The 14,207-nt window shown below is 35.8% G+C and carries 17 protein-coding genes, 1 pseudogene and 1 riboswitch; of the genes and pseudogenes, 4 read left to right on the top strand and 14 right to left on the bottom strand.

Going from position 1 to position 14,207, the window contains the following annotated elements; all coding sequences use genetic code 11:
- Positions 1 to 17 precede the first annotated feature (17 nt).
- Positions 18 to 842: a MetQ/NlpA family ABC transporter substrate-binding protein gene (locus U9M49_RS13475; RefSeq protein WP_307317105.1), complete on the bottom strand. Its 825-nt coding sequence runs from the start codon at positions 840 to 842 to the stop codon at positions 18 to 20.
- A gap of 88 nt (positions 843 to 930) precedes the next feature.
- A riboswitch (SAM riboswitch) is annotated at positions 931 to 1,041 on the bottom strand.
- A gap of 240 nt (positions 1,042 to 1,281) precedes the next feature.
- Between U9M49_RS13475 and U9M49_RS13470 the strand changes: the two genes are divergently transcribed.
- Positions 1,282 to 2,445 carry a pyridoxal phosphate-dependent aminotransferase gene (locus U9M49_RS13470; protein ID WP_322909962.1) on the top strand — a complete coding sequence of 388 codons (1,164 nt, stop codon included), beginning with the start codon at positions 1,282 to 1,284 and terminating at the stop codon, positions 2,443 to 2,445.
- A gap of 293 nt (positions 2,446 to 2,738) precedes the next feature.
- On the opposite strand, the gene U9M49_RS13465 is transcribed toward U9M49_RS13470, so the two are convergent.
- The 7 genes from U9M49_RS13465 to U9M49_RS13435 form a co-directional block, all read right to left on the bottom strand.
- A complete protein-coding gene (locus U9M49_RS13465) occupies positions 2,739 to 3,512 on the bottom strand; it encodes an STAS domain-containing protein (RefSeq protein WP_322909961.1) in 774 nt (257 codons plus the stop codon).
- Entirely contained in the window at positions 3,499 to 4,149 is a 651-nt protein-coding gene (locus U9M49_RS13460) for a cobalamin B12-binding domain-containing protein (RefSeq protein WP_322909960.1), read from the bottom strand. The genes U9M49_RS13465 and U9M49_RS13460 overlap by 14 nt, the downstream gene beginning before the upstream one ends.
- On the bottom strand, positions 4,146 to 4,517 hold the full coding sequence (locus U9M49_RS13455; RefSeq protein ID WP_095370295.1) for a hypothetical protein: 372 nt from the start codon (positions 4,515 to 4,517) through the stop codon (positions 4,146 to 4,148). Before U9M49_RS13455 ends, U9M49_RS13460 begins: the two co-directional genes overlap by 4 nt.
- Positions 4,514 to 4,819, bottom strand: coding sequence for an antibiotic biosynthesis monooxygenase family protein (locus U9M49_RS13450; RefSeq protein ID WP_095370296.1), 306 nt, complete (start codon positions 4,817 to 4,819; stop codon positions 4,514 to 4,516). Before U9M49_RS13450 ends, U9M49_RS13455 begins: the two co-directional genes overlap by 4 nt.
- Positions 4,820 to 4,828: 9 nt before the next feature.
- The gene (locus tag U9M49_RS13445; protein ID WP_095370297.1) at positions 4,829 to 5,326 is read right to left on the bottom strand and encodes a GNAT family N-acetyltransferase; all 498 of its coding nucleotides are present in this window, start codon (positions 5,324 to 5,326) and stop codon (positions 4,829 to 4,831) included.
- A gap of 564 nt (positions 5,327 to 5,890) precedes the next feature.
- Complete coding sequence (locus U9M49_RS13440; RefSeq protein WP_095370298.1) at positions 5,891 to 6,496, bottom strand: TetR/AcrR family transcriptional regulator; 606 nt, start codon at positions 6,494 to 6,496, stop codon at positions 5,891 to 5,893.
- 27 nt (positions 6,497 to 6,523) lie between these two features.
- Entirely contained in the window at positions 6,524 to 6,958 is a 435-nt protein-coding gene (locus tag U9M49_RS13435; protein ID WP_095370299.1) for a DUF5392 family protein, read from the bottom strand.
- Positions 6,959 to 7,326: 368 nt separating this feature from the next.
- Between U9M49_RS13435 and U9M49_RS13430 the strand changes: the two are divergent.
- From U9M49_RS13430 to U9M49_RS13420, 3 genes and pseudogenes are all read left to right on the top strand, one after another.
- Positions 7,327 to 7,503: pseudogene (locus U9M49_RS13430) on the top strand (MerR family DNA-binding transcriptional regulator); the annotation flags it as partial.
- 33 nt (positions 7,504 to 7,536) lie between these two features.
- Positions 7,537 to 7,755: a hypothetical protein gene (locus tag U9M49_RS13425; RefSeq protein ID WP_233435301.1), complete on the top strand. Its 219-nt coding sequence runs from the start codon at positions 7,537 to 7,539 to the stop codon at positions 7,753 to 7,755.
- A gap of 139 nt (positions 7,756 to 7,894) precedes the next feature.
- Positions 7,895 to 9,229 carry a hemolysin family protein gene (locus tag U9M49_RS13420; RefSeq protein ID WP_370873364.1) on the top strand — a complete coding sequence of 445 codons (1,335 nt, stop codon included), beginning with the start codon at positions 7,895 to 7,897 and terminating at the stop codon, positions 9,227 to 9,229.
- Between the two features lie 21 nt (positions 9,230 to 9,250).
- Here the strand turns inward: U9M49_RS13420 and U9M49_RS13415 are convergent, their stop codons facing one another.
- The 6 genes from U9M49_RS13415 to U9M49_RS13390 all read right to left on the bottom strand — a co-directional run bounded on the left by U9M49_RS13415 (position 9,251) and on the right by U9M49_RS13390 (position 14,025).
- A complete protein-coding gene (locus tag U9M49_RS13415; protein WP_095370302.1) occupies positions 9,251 to 9,469 on the bottom strand; it encodes a hypothetical protein in 219 nt (72 codons plus the stop codon).
- A 263-nt stretch (positions 9,470 to 9,732) separates the two neighbouring features.
- Positions 9,733 to 10,926 carry a thiolase family protein gene (locus tag U9M49_RS13410; RefSeq protein ID WP_095370303.1) on the bottom strand — a complete coding sequence of 398 codons (1,194 nt, stop codon included), beginning with the start codon at positions 10,924 to 10,926 and terminating at the stop codon, positions 9,733 to 9,735.
- Entirely contained in the window at positions 10,923 to 11,567 is a 645-nt protein-coding gene (locus U9M49_RS13405) for a 3-oxoacid CoA-transferase subunit B (RefSeq protein WP_095373519.1), read from the bottom strand. Before U9M49_RS13405 ends, U9M49_RS13410 begins: the two co-directional genes overlap by 4 nt.
- A 7-nt stretch (positions 11,568 to 11,574) precedes the next feature.
- Positions 11,575 to 12,261, bottom strand: a complete 687-nt coding sequence (locus U9M49_RS13400; protein WP_095370304.1) for a CoA transferase subunit A — start codon at positions 12,259 to 12,261, stop codon at positions 11,575 to 11,577.
- The gene (locus U9M49_RS13395) at positions 12,258 to 12,977 is read right to left on the bottom strand and encodes a carboxymuconolactone decarboxylase family protein (RefSeq protein ID WP_307317118.1); all 720 of its coding nucleotides are present in this window, start codon (positions 12,975 to 12,977) and stop codon (positions 12,258 to 12,260) included. Before U9M49_RS13395 ends, U9M49_RS13400 begins: the two co-directional genes overlap by 4 nt.
- 202 nt (positions 12,978 to 13,179) lie before the next feature.
- Positions 13,180 to 14,025, bottom strand: coding sequence for an alpha/beta fold hydrolase (locus U9M49_RS13390; protein ID WP_095370306.1), 846 nt, complete (start codon positions 14,023 to 14,025; stop codon positions 13,180 to 13,182).
- Positions 14,026 to 14,207 lie beyond the last annotated feature (182 nt).

Genomic DNA, 14,207 nt, shown 5'->3' with positions numbered 1-14,207 from the left:
TGCTTATTATTACTTCGTTATTCCATCCACGCTGGCTTTCCAAATCCTTGAAACTCTTCGTCGATAATTTTTTCAAATTCTGCAGACTCGACCACTTCTTTTAAGTCTTTCGCATATTGTTTATCTTCAAAGTCTGCTTTAACTGCAACCACGTTGCGATAATCATCAAGCATATTTTCTAGTGCTAATGCACTTAATAAGTCCATATCGGCTGCCAACGCAAAGTTACCAGGAACTGCAGCAAGATCCACACCCTCAAGAGATCTTGGTAATTGTCCTGCTTCAATCGGTTGAAAAACTAAATTCTTTTTATTCTCCTTCACATCTTTTTCAGATACTGTTAGTGGATCGGCGTTTTCATCAATCGTAATTAGACCTTCGTCATTTAACGTATTTAAAGCGCGTGCTGCATTCGTTGGGTCATTTGGAATAGCAATGGTTGCACCGTCTTTAATCTCATCAATTGAATTAAACACATTCGAGTAAATCCCCATTGGGGCTGTTGGTACAATAATTAATGGTGCTAAGTCCATGTTATTTTCTTTCTCAAAATTCTCCAAGTAAATTGTATGTTGGAAAAGGTTAGCTTGTATATCATCTTCATTTAAAGCTTTGTTAGGTTGGATATAATCGCTAAACTCTACGACAGTTACTTTATATCCTTTTTCCTCTAGACCAGGTACAATAGCTTTTTTCAACATATCACTATAAGGACCGGCAGTAGCACCAATTTTTAGTTCTTTCGTTTCATCCACCTTTTCTCCACTCGTGTCTGAACCTCCGCCACATGCTGTTAGTAAACAAACAGTTGCAATGAATAAAACAATTAGCCACTTTCTCATTATGTTTCCTCCCCATAGCTGTAACCAGAATTTTAACCAATAAAAAAAGCCACTATTCATCATCTGAAAGAGGCATTGGTTTTATTCCGCCTTATCTTTCAGAATGAATGGATATCATTCTGCAGGAATTGGCACCTTCCCAATATTGGGGGTTGCCGGACGTCATAGGGCCTAGTCCCTCAGTCTCTCTGGATAAGCTTTTCATTTAATTTTTATGATATGATATTACTACTCTCTTTTATTTTTGTCAATGTTCGAAATAATGCTACATCCAATCTCCCAAGAAAATGGGTTTAGTGATCCAACTACCTTTCCTTTATTCTTTTAAAACAAAAAAGGAAATCGAATATTTCCTTTTATATAAAATTAACTGGACAATTTGTCTTTTTGGTTATAAAATGCGTTCGTATATAGATTAAATGAATGAAGGTGGATTAAAATGGAATTATCGCATCGTTTGAAGCAATTACCTCAACAATTTTTTGCTTCCCTTGTTCAAAAAGTTGCTGCTGCAAAACTTGAAGGCAGAGATGTTATTAACCTAGGACAAGGCAATCCCGACCAGCCAACACCTGCACATATTGTACAATCACTTCAGCAAGCTGCAGAAGACCCAATGACACATAAATATTCTCCTTTTAGAGGAATTAATGAATTAAAGAAGGCCGCCGCTTCCTTTTATGCGCGTGAATATGGGGTAGAAATTGAGCCTGAAAAAGAAGTAGCTATCCTTTTTGGCGCAAAAGCAGGTTTAGTAGAAATTCCATTATGCCTACTCAATGAGGGAGATTTAATGCTCTTACCAGATCCAGGTTACCCTGATTATGAATCTGGTGCGGTTTTGGCAAATGTAAATTACGAAACCTTTCCTTTAAAAGAAGCAAATCAGTTTCTACCTGATTACTCGCAATTTACAGAAAAACAAAAAAAGGATGCCCGCCTACTATTTTTGAATTATCCTAATAATCCAACAGGCGCGACAGCTGATTCCACATTTTTTGAAGAAACTGTTGCTTTTGCTAAGGAAAACAACATTACCATCTTGCATGATTTTGCTTATGGTGCTATCGGCTTTGATGGAAAGAAACCTGAAAGTTTCTTAGCCACAGCCGGAGCGAAAGACGTTGGTATTGAAATGTATACATTATCAAAAACATATAATATGGCTGGGTGGAGAATTGGATTTGCAGTTGGAAATGAACAAATCATTGAAGCCATCAACCTTCTTCAAGACCATATGTATGTAAGCTTATTCCCTGCGATTCAAAAAGCTGCAGCCGATGCATTAAATGGGGATCAAACAAGTGTAGACGAACTTGTTGCTCGATATGAGAGACGTAGAAATGCATTCATGAACGCTTGTGAAAAGGTTGGCTGGCACGGCAAGTCTCCTTCAGGATCGTTTTTTGCTTGGATGCCAGTGCCTGAAGGATACAATAGTGAAGAATTTGCTGACTACTTACTGGAAAAAGCTGATGTAGCTGTTGCCGCAGGAAAAGGCTTTGGGACCTTTGGAGAAGGTTATGTTCGGGTTGGATTACTTGTCGATGAAGAACGATTAATTGAGGCAGTAGAAAGAATTGGTCAACTCAAATTATTTTAATATAAGAGGTATGGCAGCCACAAACCTAGCCCATAGAAACATGTATAACTTATGTTCCTATGGGCTAGGTTGTGTAACTTGGAGGCTTTTATGAACGAACTCAAGCTTCATATTCTCTTCCTTTTAAATTCGCATTCCCGTTACAAGGTATCATCTTCATTGTTACATATGTCTTTACTTAGTTTTTTCGGAACGTATCGTTATCCGACAATCTTTTCTTTTAACAAAGCCAACCTATAAACACATGTGCAAACATATACATTATCCAAGTAGGCTCTCAGTTTAATAAATGTTCATATAGCATGATCATTTATCACTGATTGAAGAAAACTTTGTAACGATTGTTCCGTATGAACAACATTTCTTAATTGATAAGGCTGAAGTGTTTTTGCTAGACTCGGATTTATACCAATGAGTCTCACTTCTCCTCCTGTCATTAGAAGAATGCTCTTGATTAAAAGCTCTAAGCCGCTCGTTCCCTCTTTATATACTTTAGCAACCGCTGTTAAATCAATCAGTATCCACCTGTAATCATGATCTGACAGACGGGCAAGCGTTTGCTCCATAATCGTTGTAAATTTATCGCCCGTCATATCGCCAAACAAAGGAATATAACAGATCTCTTTTGTTAAAGAGATAAAAGGACCTGATAATTCATCCAACCTTTGCAATGTTTTTTCTAATGTTTCCTTCTGCTCATAAAGCTCAAAATCTGTCTTTGCTAATCTGTTTTGTAGGGCCTGTAATTTCTCCATTAATGGTTCATTATCATCATCTTTGAATAAAAATTGCATGGACGCATTACCTTGAAAATCCCAACTGATATGAATATCAAATAGTGCTATCGGTATACTTCTTGTTTTTAAATTAGCTTCAAATCTCATACTCTTTTCTGGTATGGCAGCTACCCTTTCAAACTTAGAGATACTCCCTTCATCAACTATACTTTTAATCGTACCTTCTGATAAATCAAAGACTTCATCCGCTTTAGATGTATAGCTAATGATTTCACCATTCTTATTAGCTAGTATATACGGTATCGGCAAATGTAGATCAATTAATCGCATTTTTCCTCCCCTCCGTATTAAAAGCAGTGATCCATTTATCTACAGCATATAAGTTTGAAATAATTTCCGGCTTAATAGCGGTAAAAGAAGCTAAATCATATAAATTTGTCAATCTTCCACCTAATAAAATCCTAGGTTTCTTTGGTAAATAAGAAAAAGCTTCCATATATTCCGTAAGTGCCGGTAAATGGGTAGCAATCGAAACTGATAAGCCAATTACATCTGGTTTCCAATCCTTCGCAGCCTGCAATGCATATTGTACAGGTAAATTTGCTCCTAAAAACTTGGTTCTCCATCCATTCTCTGCAAATATACTGGCTACCATCTTTAATCCCAAATAATGCTGCTCTCCTGATAAACAAAGAAACATGGCGGTCGGTGCATCCTTAACAGGTTTAAACTTGTGCTTTGCAGCTAATCTTGAAAGAATGAAATCGCAAACTCCAGATGCCAAATGTTCATCTGCAACTGTTATCTCAAAATTTTCCCATTTAAGACCAATATTAACCATAGCTGGTGTAATAATATCTTGATAAATTTCTATATTAGTCAAATAATCGAATCGCTCAATATATTCCCAAGCATCAGCAACAGCTCCAGATAAAAGGATTTCTGCTAGATCTTCTCCTCTCGTCACTGTGCCTCGCCTCCTTGAACATCTCTTAAAATAGACACAGCCTCTCCTAACAAACCAATATATGCAGAACTAATTTCACTTTCTACCACCGTACATTTCTCTAATTCCTCTTCTAAAAAAAGAAAATTATCAATCAAGGTTTGCGTCGTCATACCATATTTAATTAAGATACCTCTTAACCAAAGGGCATAGTCAGTGAAAATCTTTGACGTATTTAATTCCATTGCCGTCTTTAAATAATCTAAGTGATGCATATTATCAATAAATGTTTGATTTCTCCCACGTTCACCATATCGTTCAATTAATGTAGGGTCTTCTCGAAATATCCTTTTTGTTACTTCTTCTGCGATTATTTCATATTTACTCACTTTACCACAACCTTATATTGCGACACTTTTGGAATGACTGCTGCTAATTCTTTATCTGGATACTTCTTTTCAAGATCATGAATTCGTTGAAAATCTTTACTTCTTACCCAGCGTAAATAATCTTCCTTTGTTTCAAAAATTAATTGTACTGTCAATTCTCCTTTACGTTTATCATTCTGAAGCAACATAAAGTCGACGAACCCATCTGCTTTATCGACTAAACGTGAACGATTCTTATATATTTCAATCACTTCATCTGCTTTACTTTCATTTACATCAAAAGTTGAGAATACGGTATACATAACTTCCCCCTACACATTTGGACTTGTGTTACTTCTCCATTCCATTACAATGGTTGGAATACTAAATCCGAAAATGGAATCATTCATTTTTCCTACTTGTTTAAATCCTTTTGAATGATAAAAATCCAAAGCAGAATCATTTCGCATCACAACAGAAACCGTAATTTTATTGACATCATAAAAATATTCAAACATCGCTTTTAGTAGGGCTGTACCAATACCTCGGCGGTGAAAACTCGGCAATATATATAAAGCACCTAATTCTATTTCTTTCTTTATATTTATTAATGAAAAATGAACGAAACCAATAACTTCTCCTTCTTCTTCAGCAACCAATAAAACCGAAGTAGATAAACTTCTCATTAAAGCGTCTTCAGTATATACAGATAATAAAAAATCAACCTGTGTTCGCTCGGGAATTAAGCCTTCATATGCGTAACGCCAACTCTCCCTAGCAACAGATTGGATTTGTGTACTATCTTTTCTTGAGAATAATCTAATTTTCATGTTCAATACCCACTAAAAGGAAGGAAATTTCCTTAAACGTATTTTATCTATAATTGTAACAGGAAATGAGGTTAAGAAAAAGGCAAAGGCAAGAATGGTATTGTTCATAAAATAAACAAACGTAAGTTTTTACTCAAAGCTTGTTCCAAAAAATCATTCTATTGTATAATAGGACTAGATAAAGGCATATATTAGAAAAGATCGGTGGTGCGGCAACACCGTCCGATCTCGCAATAGCATTAGCCAATGAACAATTGACACCATCCACCTATACATGAGGTGGATTATTTTTTATCATCGTTTTTGAATTGTAGCACAGCCATTATTAAACTTGTAAATGTACAAGCAAACACCAATGCCTCAAAAACTGACAAAGCAACACCCCCCTTCTACGGGGAATAATGGCTAAATTGACTATTGCTATTCTTATTATAGCACCACTATGTATATTTTTGGAATTTTGTGAAAAAATCACATAGATGCGATCATTCAATAGCAATTCAGCAAAAAAAGAGTTGAAACGAAAGAATAAATTTTTCATTCCAACTACTTCTCATTTCATGATTATTTCTTAAGTCCCCGTTTTAAGAGAGTGATTTCTAACTTAAAATTTCTTAGTGCTTCTTCCTTTGATTGATCCTTAGAAAATGTTTCGATAATACTCCTTAGTAAAACAGATGTAAGTATTTTCATTAAATACTTAAACTCTTCCTGATTTGAGATATGCAATATTTCTTTATTTACCTTTGATTCGAATTGGATAAACTGCTGATTCGTTTCATATCCATTGAAACTTCGACCAAATTCATGTTCCACTTCATATGTCATATTTAAAAATAAATTTTTGAGAAAGTTCCGATTCTCATCTTGTTCAGTAATCACCTTTTCGAAAAAAGCAATCATCATTTCAAAAATATCCCCATTGTGCTTATTCAATAAAAAGTAAACTTCACTTTGATTCCTTTTTACTCTCTCTTCTAGCAAGTAAAAAAAAGCATCTTCCTTATCTTCAAAATATTGATAAAAACTCCCCCTTGGAATACGGGCAGATTTTACAATATTACTAATGGATGCTTGCGATAGTGGAACACGAGAAAACTCTTGCTTTACAGCATTGATAAGCTTTTCGCGTTTTTCAATTGATAAATTATAAAAAGTGATTTTTGGCATTATACTCCCCTCCCTAAAGGAATCAATCTAAAACGAGGAACGGCGCTGTTCTTCACGCAGAAATTCCATGAATTGTGCAAGCGCCATAACAGGCTTCTCATTAATTATTATGATATATCTTTTTTTCATTTGTTCAGTTGCTATTTTGCTGTCATTAATACGTTGGATCATATAATCAACGCTTGTTTTCTCAATTGCTTTTCTGCGGATTTTCGATTCCTTAGATAAAGCCATACCTACAGCACCTAAAATGGAGTAGATGAGCAAAGTAATCCAAGTGTTTTCATCCATGGGCATGGTGAAAAGAACAATGATGATATTCATGATTGAGAAAACAACAAGCGGAAATGAAAATAACGAAAATCGAGAAGCAACTCTCATCGCTGGCGCTAAACGTTCATTTAATAATTCAATTTCTTTCTTAACAAATACAGGCATATCAGTAAAAGGATTCATATTCATGTGAATGCCATCCTTTCTATTTTATTTAATCACAAATAGGGTTTTCCCCTATCTATAGTTTCCCCTCACCTAATGGGAATACTGCCGGTAAATACATGCCGATGTTACCAAAATCAGTTGTGCATATTCCTTAAACCTTGTGGCTTTTTACATATAGAAACCTTTATACCTTGCAAACGAAGTTTCTTAACGATTTGGTTTAATGGCGTATTCAATATTTCCCCTCCCGAAAATGACAGTGTGTCATAATTAATTTTAATTTTAAATGACAACGTGTCATCTGTCAATTGAAAAACGAGTGGATTTATTTTGTAAGTCGAAACTATTGTCAACTAAACTGGACAGGAGTATAATTTAACCATAACGTTATAGTTTGGAGGTATCATATTGGGAACGAGAAACTAAAAATCGGTGAATTAGCAGAAAGAGTAAATTTAACTAAAAGAACCATTGACCATTATACAAACCTTGGGTTACTTGAAGCAGAACGTTCTCCTTCAAATTATCGCTATTATGACGGATCAGCCATAGAAAGATTACATTTAATTGAAAAATGGAAATCAGAGGGTATGTCATTAGTGGATATTAAGAAAAAGTTGGATGAAAAAGATGTTCACGAAGCAGAAGAAATTGATGTACGTGAATTAAGAATTAAGATTAATGGGTTAAAGGATGATGTTTCAGAAGTGCTTGCCCATTTAAACAAGACTGATGTAACAAGTCAGGAGTATATTAAGAAAAATGTCTCTTCCGAAAGTATGTCCCTTATTCAAACATTGCTTTTACTCTTAAAATAAACAAATAAAAAGGCATTGCTTATAGGAAAGTTGGACAATGTAATGGTAAGACATGAATTCTCGTCACTTCCTGAGACTTACATTCATGAAGCAAAAAAATAGGAGGTGAAAGTCTTACCAAAAGTAAGACGATTACATTTTGACGGTAACGTTAAATTTAATATTACTTGTTATACTTATTGCTTTAACTGCTTTTTTCGTGTCGACGGAATTTGCAATAGTTAAGGTTCGAATGTCTAAGATTGATCAATTGATAGCGGAAGGGAATAGTAAAGCTGTTTCAGCAAAAAAAGTAGTCACCCATTTAGATGAATATCTATCCGCATGTCAGCTTGGAATCACTGTAACAGCACTTGGATTGGGGTGGTTAGGTGAACCCACAGTACTCAAGTTATTACAGCCATTATTTAATAATTTAAATCTTAATGCCTCTCTTACACATGTGATTTCGTTTGGTGTATCATTTGCGATTGTGACTTATTTACATGTGGTCCTTGGTGAATTGGCCCCAAAAACGATCGCTATTCATAAGGCAGAAGCCATTACCCTTGGTTTTGCTAAACCTATTATTTGGTTTTATCGCATTACCTATCCTTTTATTTGGGTGTTAAATGGATCAGCCCGTCTAATTGTAGCGCTTTTCGGTTTCAAACCTGCATCTGAGAGCGAAGCAGCACACTCGGAAGAAGAGTTACGAATTTTAATGTCTGAAAGTTATAAGAGTGGTGAAATCAACAAAAACGAATTAAAGTACATGAATAATATATTTGAATTCGACGAAAGAGTAGCGAAAGAAATCATGGTACCACGAACAGAAATTATTACTTTTTCTATCGATGATTCCTTTGAAAACCTTAGAAATATTATTAAACAAGAACGTTACACTCGTTATCCAGTTGTCGATGGTAATAAAGATAATATTGTCGGTTTTGTTAATGTTAAAGAGTTTCTTACCGCAAACCTTCAGCCTGAACAAACAAAGAAGCTTTCTATACATGATTTCATTAATCCTGTGTTGCGTGTTATTGAAACCATTCCAATTAACGACTTATTAATAAAAATGCAAAAAGATCGTATACACCTCGCAATCTTAATGGATGAGTATGGTGGAACGTCTGGATTAGTAACCGTTGAAGATATTGTTGAAGAAATTGTAGGTGAAATTCGTGATGAATTTGACGAAGATGAAATTCCTGAAATTCGTAAGATAAAGGAAGGCCATTATATTCTTGATTCTAAAGTATTAATTGAAGATGTTAACCATTTGTTAGACCTTGACTTGCCAGATGATGAGATTGATACAATTGGAGGATGGTTCCTCACATTAAATTTTGATGCGAAACTTGGTAGTCAATTAGAGTTGGATGGATACTTGTTTACTGTAACCGAAATTGATGGTCACCAAATACATTATCTCGAGGTAAAAAAAATGGATGATCCTATCATGACAAACAAAGAGCCGCTTATTGATTAATGAACGGCTCTTTGTTTTCACTTATACTAACTTTTTATCATCGAGTTTGAGCTGTTCTTCTAATTCTCTTCTCATTTTATCCGTTTCTAATAAATAATTTTGATGTTTTAATTCTTCTAATTTTATTTGATCTTCAATTATTTTCGCCTTTAATTCGGTTTGAGAACTTAAATGGCTAGTAATAATCGCAACGATCGGTATACCAAAAATCATTATGACTGATACTAATCCAATAATCATTCTGCCTATCCCTCCTCTAACAAATCGATCTTATTTACTATATTCTATGTTCAAAACAGCATTTCCTTTACCCTTAAACAACAAATGAGGTAATGTTTCACTTTTCAAAAGGCAAGTCCTGACCTATATTAATTCAAAATATGAAGTTACTTTCTTGGTACGAACCTTTCTATATATACGGTTTGTGCGAAAAAAAGTTTCATCTTTCAGGTATAAATGACTATTTCAAAATAAAAAGGACACCGTCAATCGATGTCCATTCGTTAAATTTGTAAATTTTCAATAATGGTGGATATACCGAGTCCACCGGCGATACAAAGTGTAACAAGAGCATATTTCTTTCCTGTTCTTTCAAGTTCATGGATAGCCTTTGTTAAAAGAATTGATCCAGTTGCTCCAATTGGATGCCCCATAGCAATGGCCCCTCCGTTCGGGTTTACTTTTTCTATGGATAATCCAAGCTCTTTTATAACAGCTAGAGCTTGAGCTGAAAAAGCTTCATTTAACTCAATAATATCCATATCCTCTATTGTTAATTGAACTTGTTTTAACGCCTTTTGTGTGGCAGGTACAGGGCCTATCCCCATATATCTAGGGTCAACACCAGCAGCTGCTTGAGCAATGATTTTCACTTTCGGTTGAATTGAGAACTCATCTGCTTTCTCCCTTGACATCAAGAGTAATGCAGCTGCACCGTCATTTCTACCACTGCTATTACCTGCAGTGACTGTCCCTCCTTGTTTGAATACTGGCTTCAGCTGTGAGAGTTTTTCTATTGTCGTTACACGGGGGTGCTCATCCACCATAAAAGTTGACGATTTTTTTCTTTCATTCACAGTGTAAGGAAGAATCTCCTTTTCAAAAAAGCCAGCAGTAATAGCTGATCTTGCATTTTCTTGGCTTCTTAGCGCAAATTCATCTTGTTCCATTCTTGAAATTCGATACTTTTCTGCTAAGTTTTCAGCGGTCATCCCCATCGTTAATTGCCCATATTCTTCCACAGGTTGTGAACCAGGCTGACTTTCCGTATTAGGATCAAGTAAAAGCCCATTTCCTGACTTAAGGCCGAAGCGAATATTCCGCATATAATATGGTGCTGTGCTCATAGATTCCGCTCCACCTGCAATAACAACATCGGCGAATCCACTCATGATTTGTTGGGCAGCTGAGTGAACGGATTGTACTCCTGAGCCACATTGGCGATGTAAAGTATAACTTGGTATACTTTCAGGAAAACCTGCTCTTAATGTAGCTAGCCTGGCTAAATTAGAGGCATCTGCACTTTGTTTTGCTTGTCCGATAATAATTTCATCGATTTCATTTTTAGGTACCTTCATCTTTTCCATTAACCCTTTAAGTACATGGCTAGCTAAGAAATCGACCGTTTCATTACCTAAACTACCACCTAGTTTCCCAATCGCTGTCCTCTTCGCTTCTACAATCACTACATCTTTCATCGCGTTTGCCCCCCGTTATTATGGCAATCTTCATTAAAAGGAGCTTCCGTCTTTTCTCTTATTTCTTCAATAGTGCTATTTGGCATTATTTCTATACAGTATAATTCTCCATTTCTCACCTCAAAAACAGCGAGCTCGGTAATAATTAAATTGACACTTCTTGTGGATGTTATTGGATAAGTACATTCTTTTAAAATTTTGCTCGTACCATCTTTGGATGTATGAGACATGGTCACAATAATTTTCTTTGCCCCTGTAAGTAAATCCATTGCACCCCCAACACCCATAATATTTTTTCCTGGAACTGCCCAATTGGCAATTAACCCTTTGGCATCTACCTGTAATACACCTAATATCGCCACATCTACATGTTGTCCTCGAATCATAGCAAAGGACTCCGCACTATTAAAATATGAAGCTCCAATTGCTTCACCTACAGGTAACTTACCAGCATTCACTATATTTGGATCAATATCAGCCTCGTTAACATCCGTTACCCCTAATAAGCCATTTTCTGTATGGAAAAATATATCACCATCTGCAATATGATTGGCAACAAGAGTCGGAATACCAATCCCCAAATTGACAACTGAGCCACTTTTTAGTTCTTGAGCAGCACGTTTAGCAATTAAATTTTGCATTTCATTTTTATCCAACACTCTTCACCCCATCTTTCGTTAAAATCTTCGTTGCTTTCACGATCCCATTTACAAATAGATGGGGTGTAATGATTTCTTCTGGAGATAGTTCACCAGGTTGCACAATTTCGTCCACTTCGGCAATCACATAATCAGCAGCTGTCGCCATCATCGGATTAAAGTTTCTAGCTGTTTTGTAATAAACAAGATTCCCTAATGTATCAGCTTTCCACGCACGAACTAATGCTACATTTGCTTTTAATGCGGGTTCAAAAATATATTTCACACCATTGATCTCTTTTTCTTCTTTTCCTACGGAAAGTTCAGTGCCTACACCGGTTTTCGTGTAATAGCCACCAATACCTGCACCACCTGCACGAATCGATTCTGCCAAAGTTCCTTGTGGAAGAAGCTCTAGCTCTAACTCACCTCTTTGATAGGCATCTCCCACATCTCGATTACTCGTGAAATAAGAGCCAATTCCTTTTTTTACTTTCTTTTGATTAACGAGTATACCTAAGCCTTTTCCCTTTTCACCGAGATTGTTAGAAATGATTGTTAATCCTGAGACGTCTTTTTGTGTAAGTTCATCAATTAATGTCAGCGGTGCACCAATCAAGCCAAAGCCCCCAACCATGATTGTTTGATTGCTTTCCAATTTTTCAATTGCTTCTTTTGCCGTAGAAAAAATTTTCATTGCTCATGCCCCATTCTTAAAGAGTCGCTTGCTTCGAACCAAGCTGGAATACCGGCTGTCAATAAACAAATGGCACCTGTTTCAGCTAACTCGGGCTCTTCTGCCCCACTTCGTCTCGCTTTTTCCATCCACGTTCCCGCTATCTTACCATTGAGAACAGTAATATAAATACCGCTCATTAATAAAAGCTTGTTCTTACGAGAAACATGACCATCTCGGAGAATGACCTCTTCCATATCTCCGCCATCTTTTTTCGTTTGTAGCACGTTCTCAATAAACGCAGCATTCTCACTACCGATCATTTGTATATATTGACACAATATTTCTTCAACAGTATCTATATTTATTCGGTCTAATGTCTCGTCACCGACTAACTCACAAGCATATTGCATGGACTTTAAACCAGTTAGAAGAGCTTGTTGTCCATTATATAAATAACTAACTAATAAATATTCTGCTAATTCCGGTAACGAAGCGCCACCATCTATAGCACCCTTCGTATGGTAGACCATACTCCTTTCATATAATCTCGCCGCATTCATACCGACAAGTAATATATCTTTTTCTTTTACAGATAAAGCCCCCGGTTTCATAATGTCCCCACGGAGACTTGTATACTGATCGAGCATGTTTGGACTATAATCATGCATCTGTTGTACCCATCCAGGAACTTGATCATATACTTTTTTAAAATAGTCCAATCCCTTACTACTCATATTAATATCCCACCTTTTTATAAATGTTTATTTATACGCAAAAAGGCTACTTTAAACGAGACGCCTACAAAAAGGGTAAGAGTCTGAAGAGTTTAAAGTAGCCAGTATGTCCAATAGCTTAATTAAAAAAGTTCGTTTTCTAACGGCTAATGAATAGGCTTTCATTCTGTTTGTTTTTATTTTACACCACTTTTGAAAAATTTCAACTAGTCGCATCAATATTTCTTAAAAAAGCTTTTATGCTATTGTAAATTTCTGGTCTTGAAGTAAACACTAATGTATAGTGATTGCATGGCGTCGTTATTTTCTCTATTTGCTTAGCATATACCATTGTATCAATATAATCTTCTGCATGAAATAACGGGTCCATTGCACCAATTCCACCCTCTGCATGAACAAGAAAGACTGGGCAATTCACTTCTTTAAATATTTCTTTAGGATCAAATGTATAGAAACTGTCAAAATCGGTTTTAATCTTTCCTTCACTTGCATGATTTCTCCACTTTTGACCGATTTGATGAATCTCATATAAGCCAACGTTTTGCATATGCTCATCCCAAGGCACACCTAAGTTTTGATAAATTTGTTTAATCTCATCTAAGTATGCTTGTTCACTTTCATACGCTTTGCTCAATCGGGCAAGAGAGGGTTCAACAATCTTCTTTTGGTGTGGTGTACATGTCGCTGCACCATCTAGCAAGATTAATCCTCGAACTTCAGATTGAAGTCTACTGGCCACAATAGAACAGATAAAAGCGCCCATACTATACCCCATCAAAATTGGTTGATCAATATTTAACTCTTTAATCAATGCTTCAACATCTAAAGCATGCTTCCATATGCTCGTATCCTCATCTGCATCCGCACTTTGCCCTCTACCTCTGACATCAATACTTACAATACGATAATCTTTTAAACTTTCTGCATAATAGTGCATTTGCATATAATTACCCGTTAACCCATGGACAGCAATTATCGTCCCTTTCTCACCTGGGTAATCAGCTATTTGTATACTTCGACCATTAATATTTTTTTGATAACATTCCATTATGACACCTCTTTATAAAAATATAAAACTAGTTATACTCCTTATTATTTGAAATGTCAAAAACTTTTCCCATCGTTATATCCTGTAAAATCCCTTGCTGATGTTGATGGTTATACTATAAATACCACTTGTTTTTTTGAGCAATTATAAGAATAAAAAATGATACGTTTAACTATTTACTT

The organism is Cytobacillus sp. OWB-43 (genome assembly GCF_034651445.1).
Classification (GTDB): domain Bacteria; phylum Bacillota; class Bacilli; order Bacillales; family Cytobacillaceae; genus Cytobacillus; species Cytobacillus kochii.
This window is presented reverse-complemented; position numbering and strand designations above follow the sequence as displayed.

Coding starts and splice junctions, on each gene's coding strand:
- U9M49_RS13435 (WP_095370299.1), bottom strand. CDS start 6,958: ATGAATATGAATCCTTTTACTGATATGCCTGTATTTGTTAAGAAAGAA.
- U9M49_RS13450 (WP_095370296.1), bottom strand. CDS start 4,819: ATGTATACCGTATTCTCAACTTTTGATGTAAATGAAAGTAAAGCAGAT.
- U9M49_RS13470 (WP_322909962.1), top strand. CDS start 1,282: ATGGAATTATCGCATCGTTTGAAGCAATTACCTCAACAATTTTTTGCT.
- U9M49_RS13395 (WP_307317118.1), bottom strand. CDS start 12,977: ATGAGTAGTAAGGGATTGGACTATTTTAAAAAAGTATATGATCAAGTT.
- U9M49_RS13405 (WP_095373519.1), bottom strand. CDS start 11,567: ATGCAAAATTTAATTGCTAAACGTGCTGCTCAAGAACTAAAAAGTGGC.
- U9M49_RS13475 (WP_307317105.1), bottom strand. CDS start 842: ATGAGAAAGTGGCTAATTGTTTTATTCATTGCAACTGTTTGTTTACTA.
- U9M49_RS13390 (WP_095370306.1), bottom strand. CDS start 14,025: ATGGAATGTTATCAAAAAAATATTAATGGTCGAAGTATACAAATAGCT.
- U9M49_RS13400 (WP_095370304.1), bottom strand. CDS start 12,261: ATGAAAATTTTTTCTACGGCAAAAGAAGCAATTGAAAAATTGGAAAGC.
- U9M49_RS13465 (WP_322909961.1), bottom strand. CDS start 3,512: ATGCGATTAATTGATCTACATTTGCCGATACCGTATATACTAGCTAAT.
- U9M49_RS13440 (WP_095370298.1), bottom strand. CDS start 6,496: ATGCCAAAAATCACTTTTTATAATTTATCAATTGAAAAACGCGAAAAG.
- U9M49_RS13415 (WP_095370302.1), bottom strand. CDS start 9,469: ATGATTATTGGATTAGTATCAGTCATAATGATTTTTGGTATACCGATC.
- U9M49_RS13410 (WP_095370303.1), bottom strand. CDS start 10,926: ATGAAAGATGTAGTGATTGTAGAAGCGAAGAGGACAGCGATTGGGAAA.
- U9M49_RS13445 (WP_095370297.1), bottom strand. CDS start 5,326: ATGAAAATTAGATTATTCTCAAGAAAAGATAGTACACAAATCCAATCT.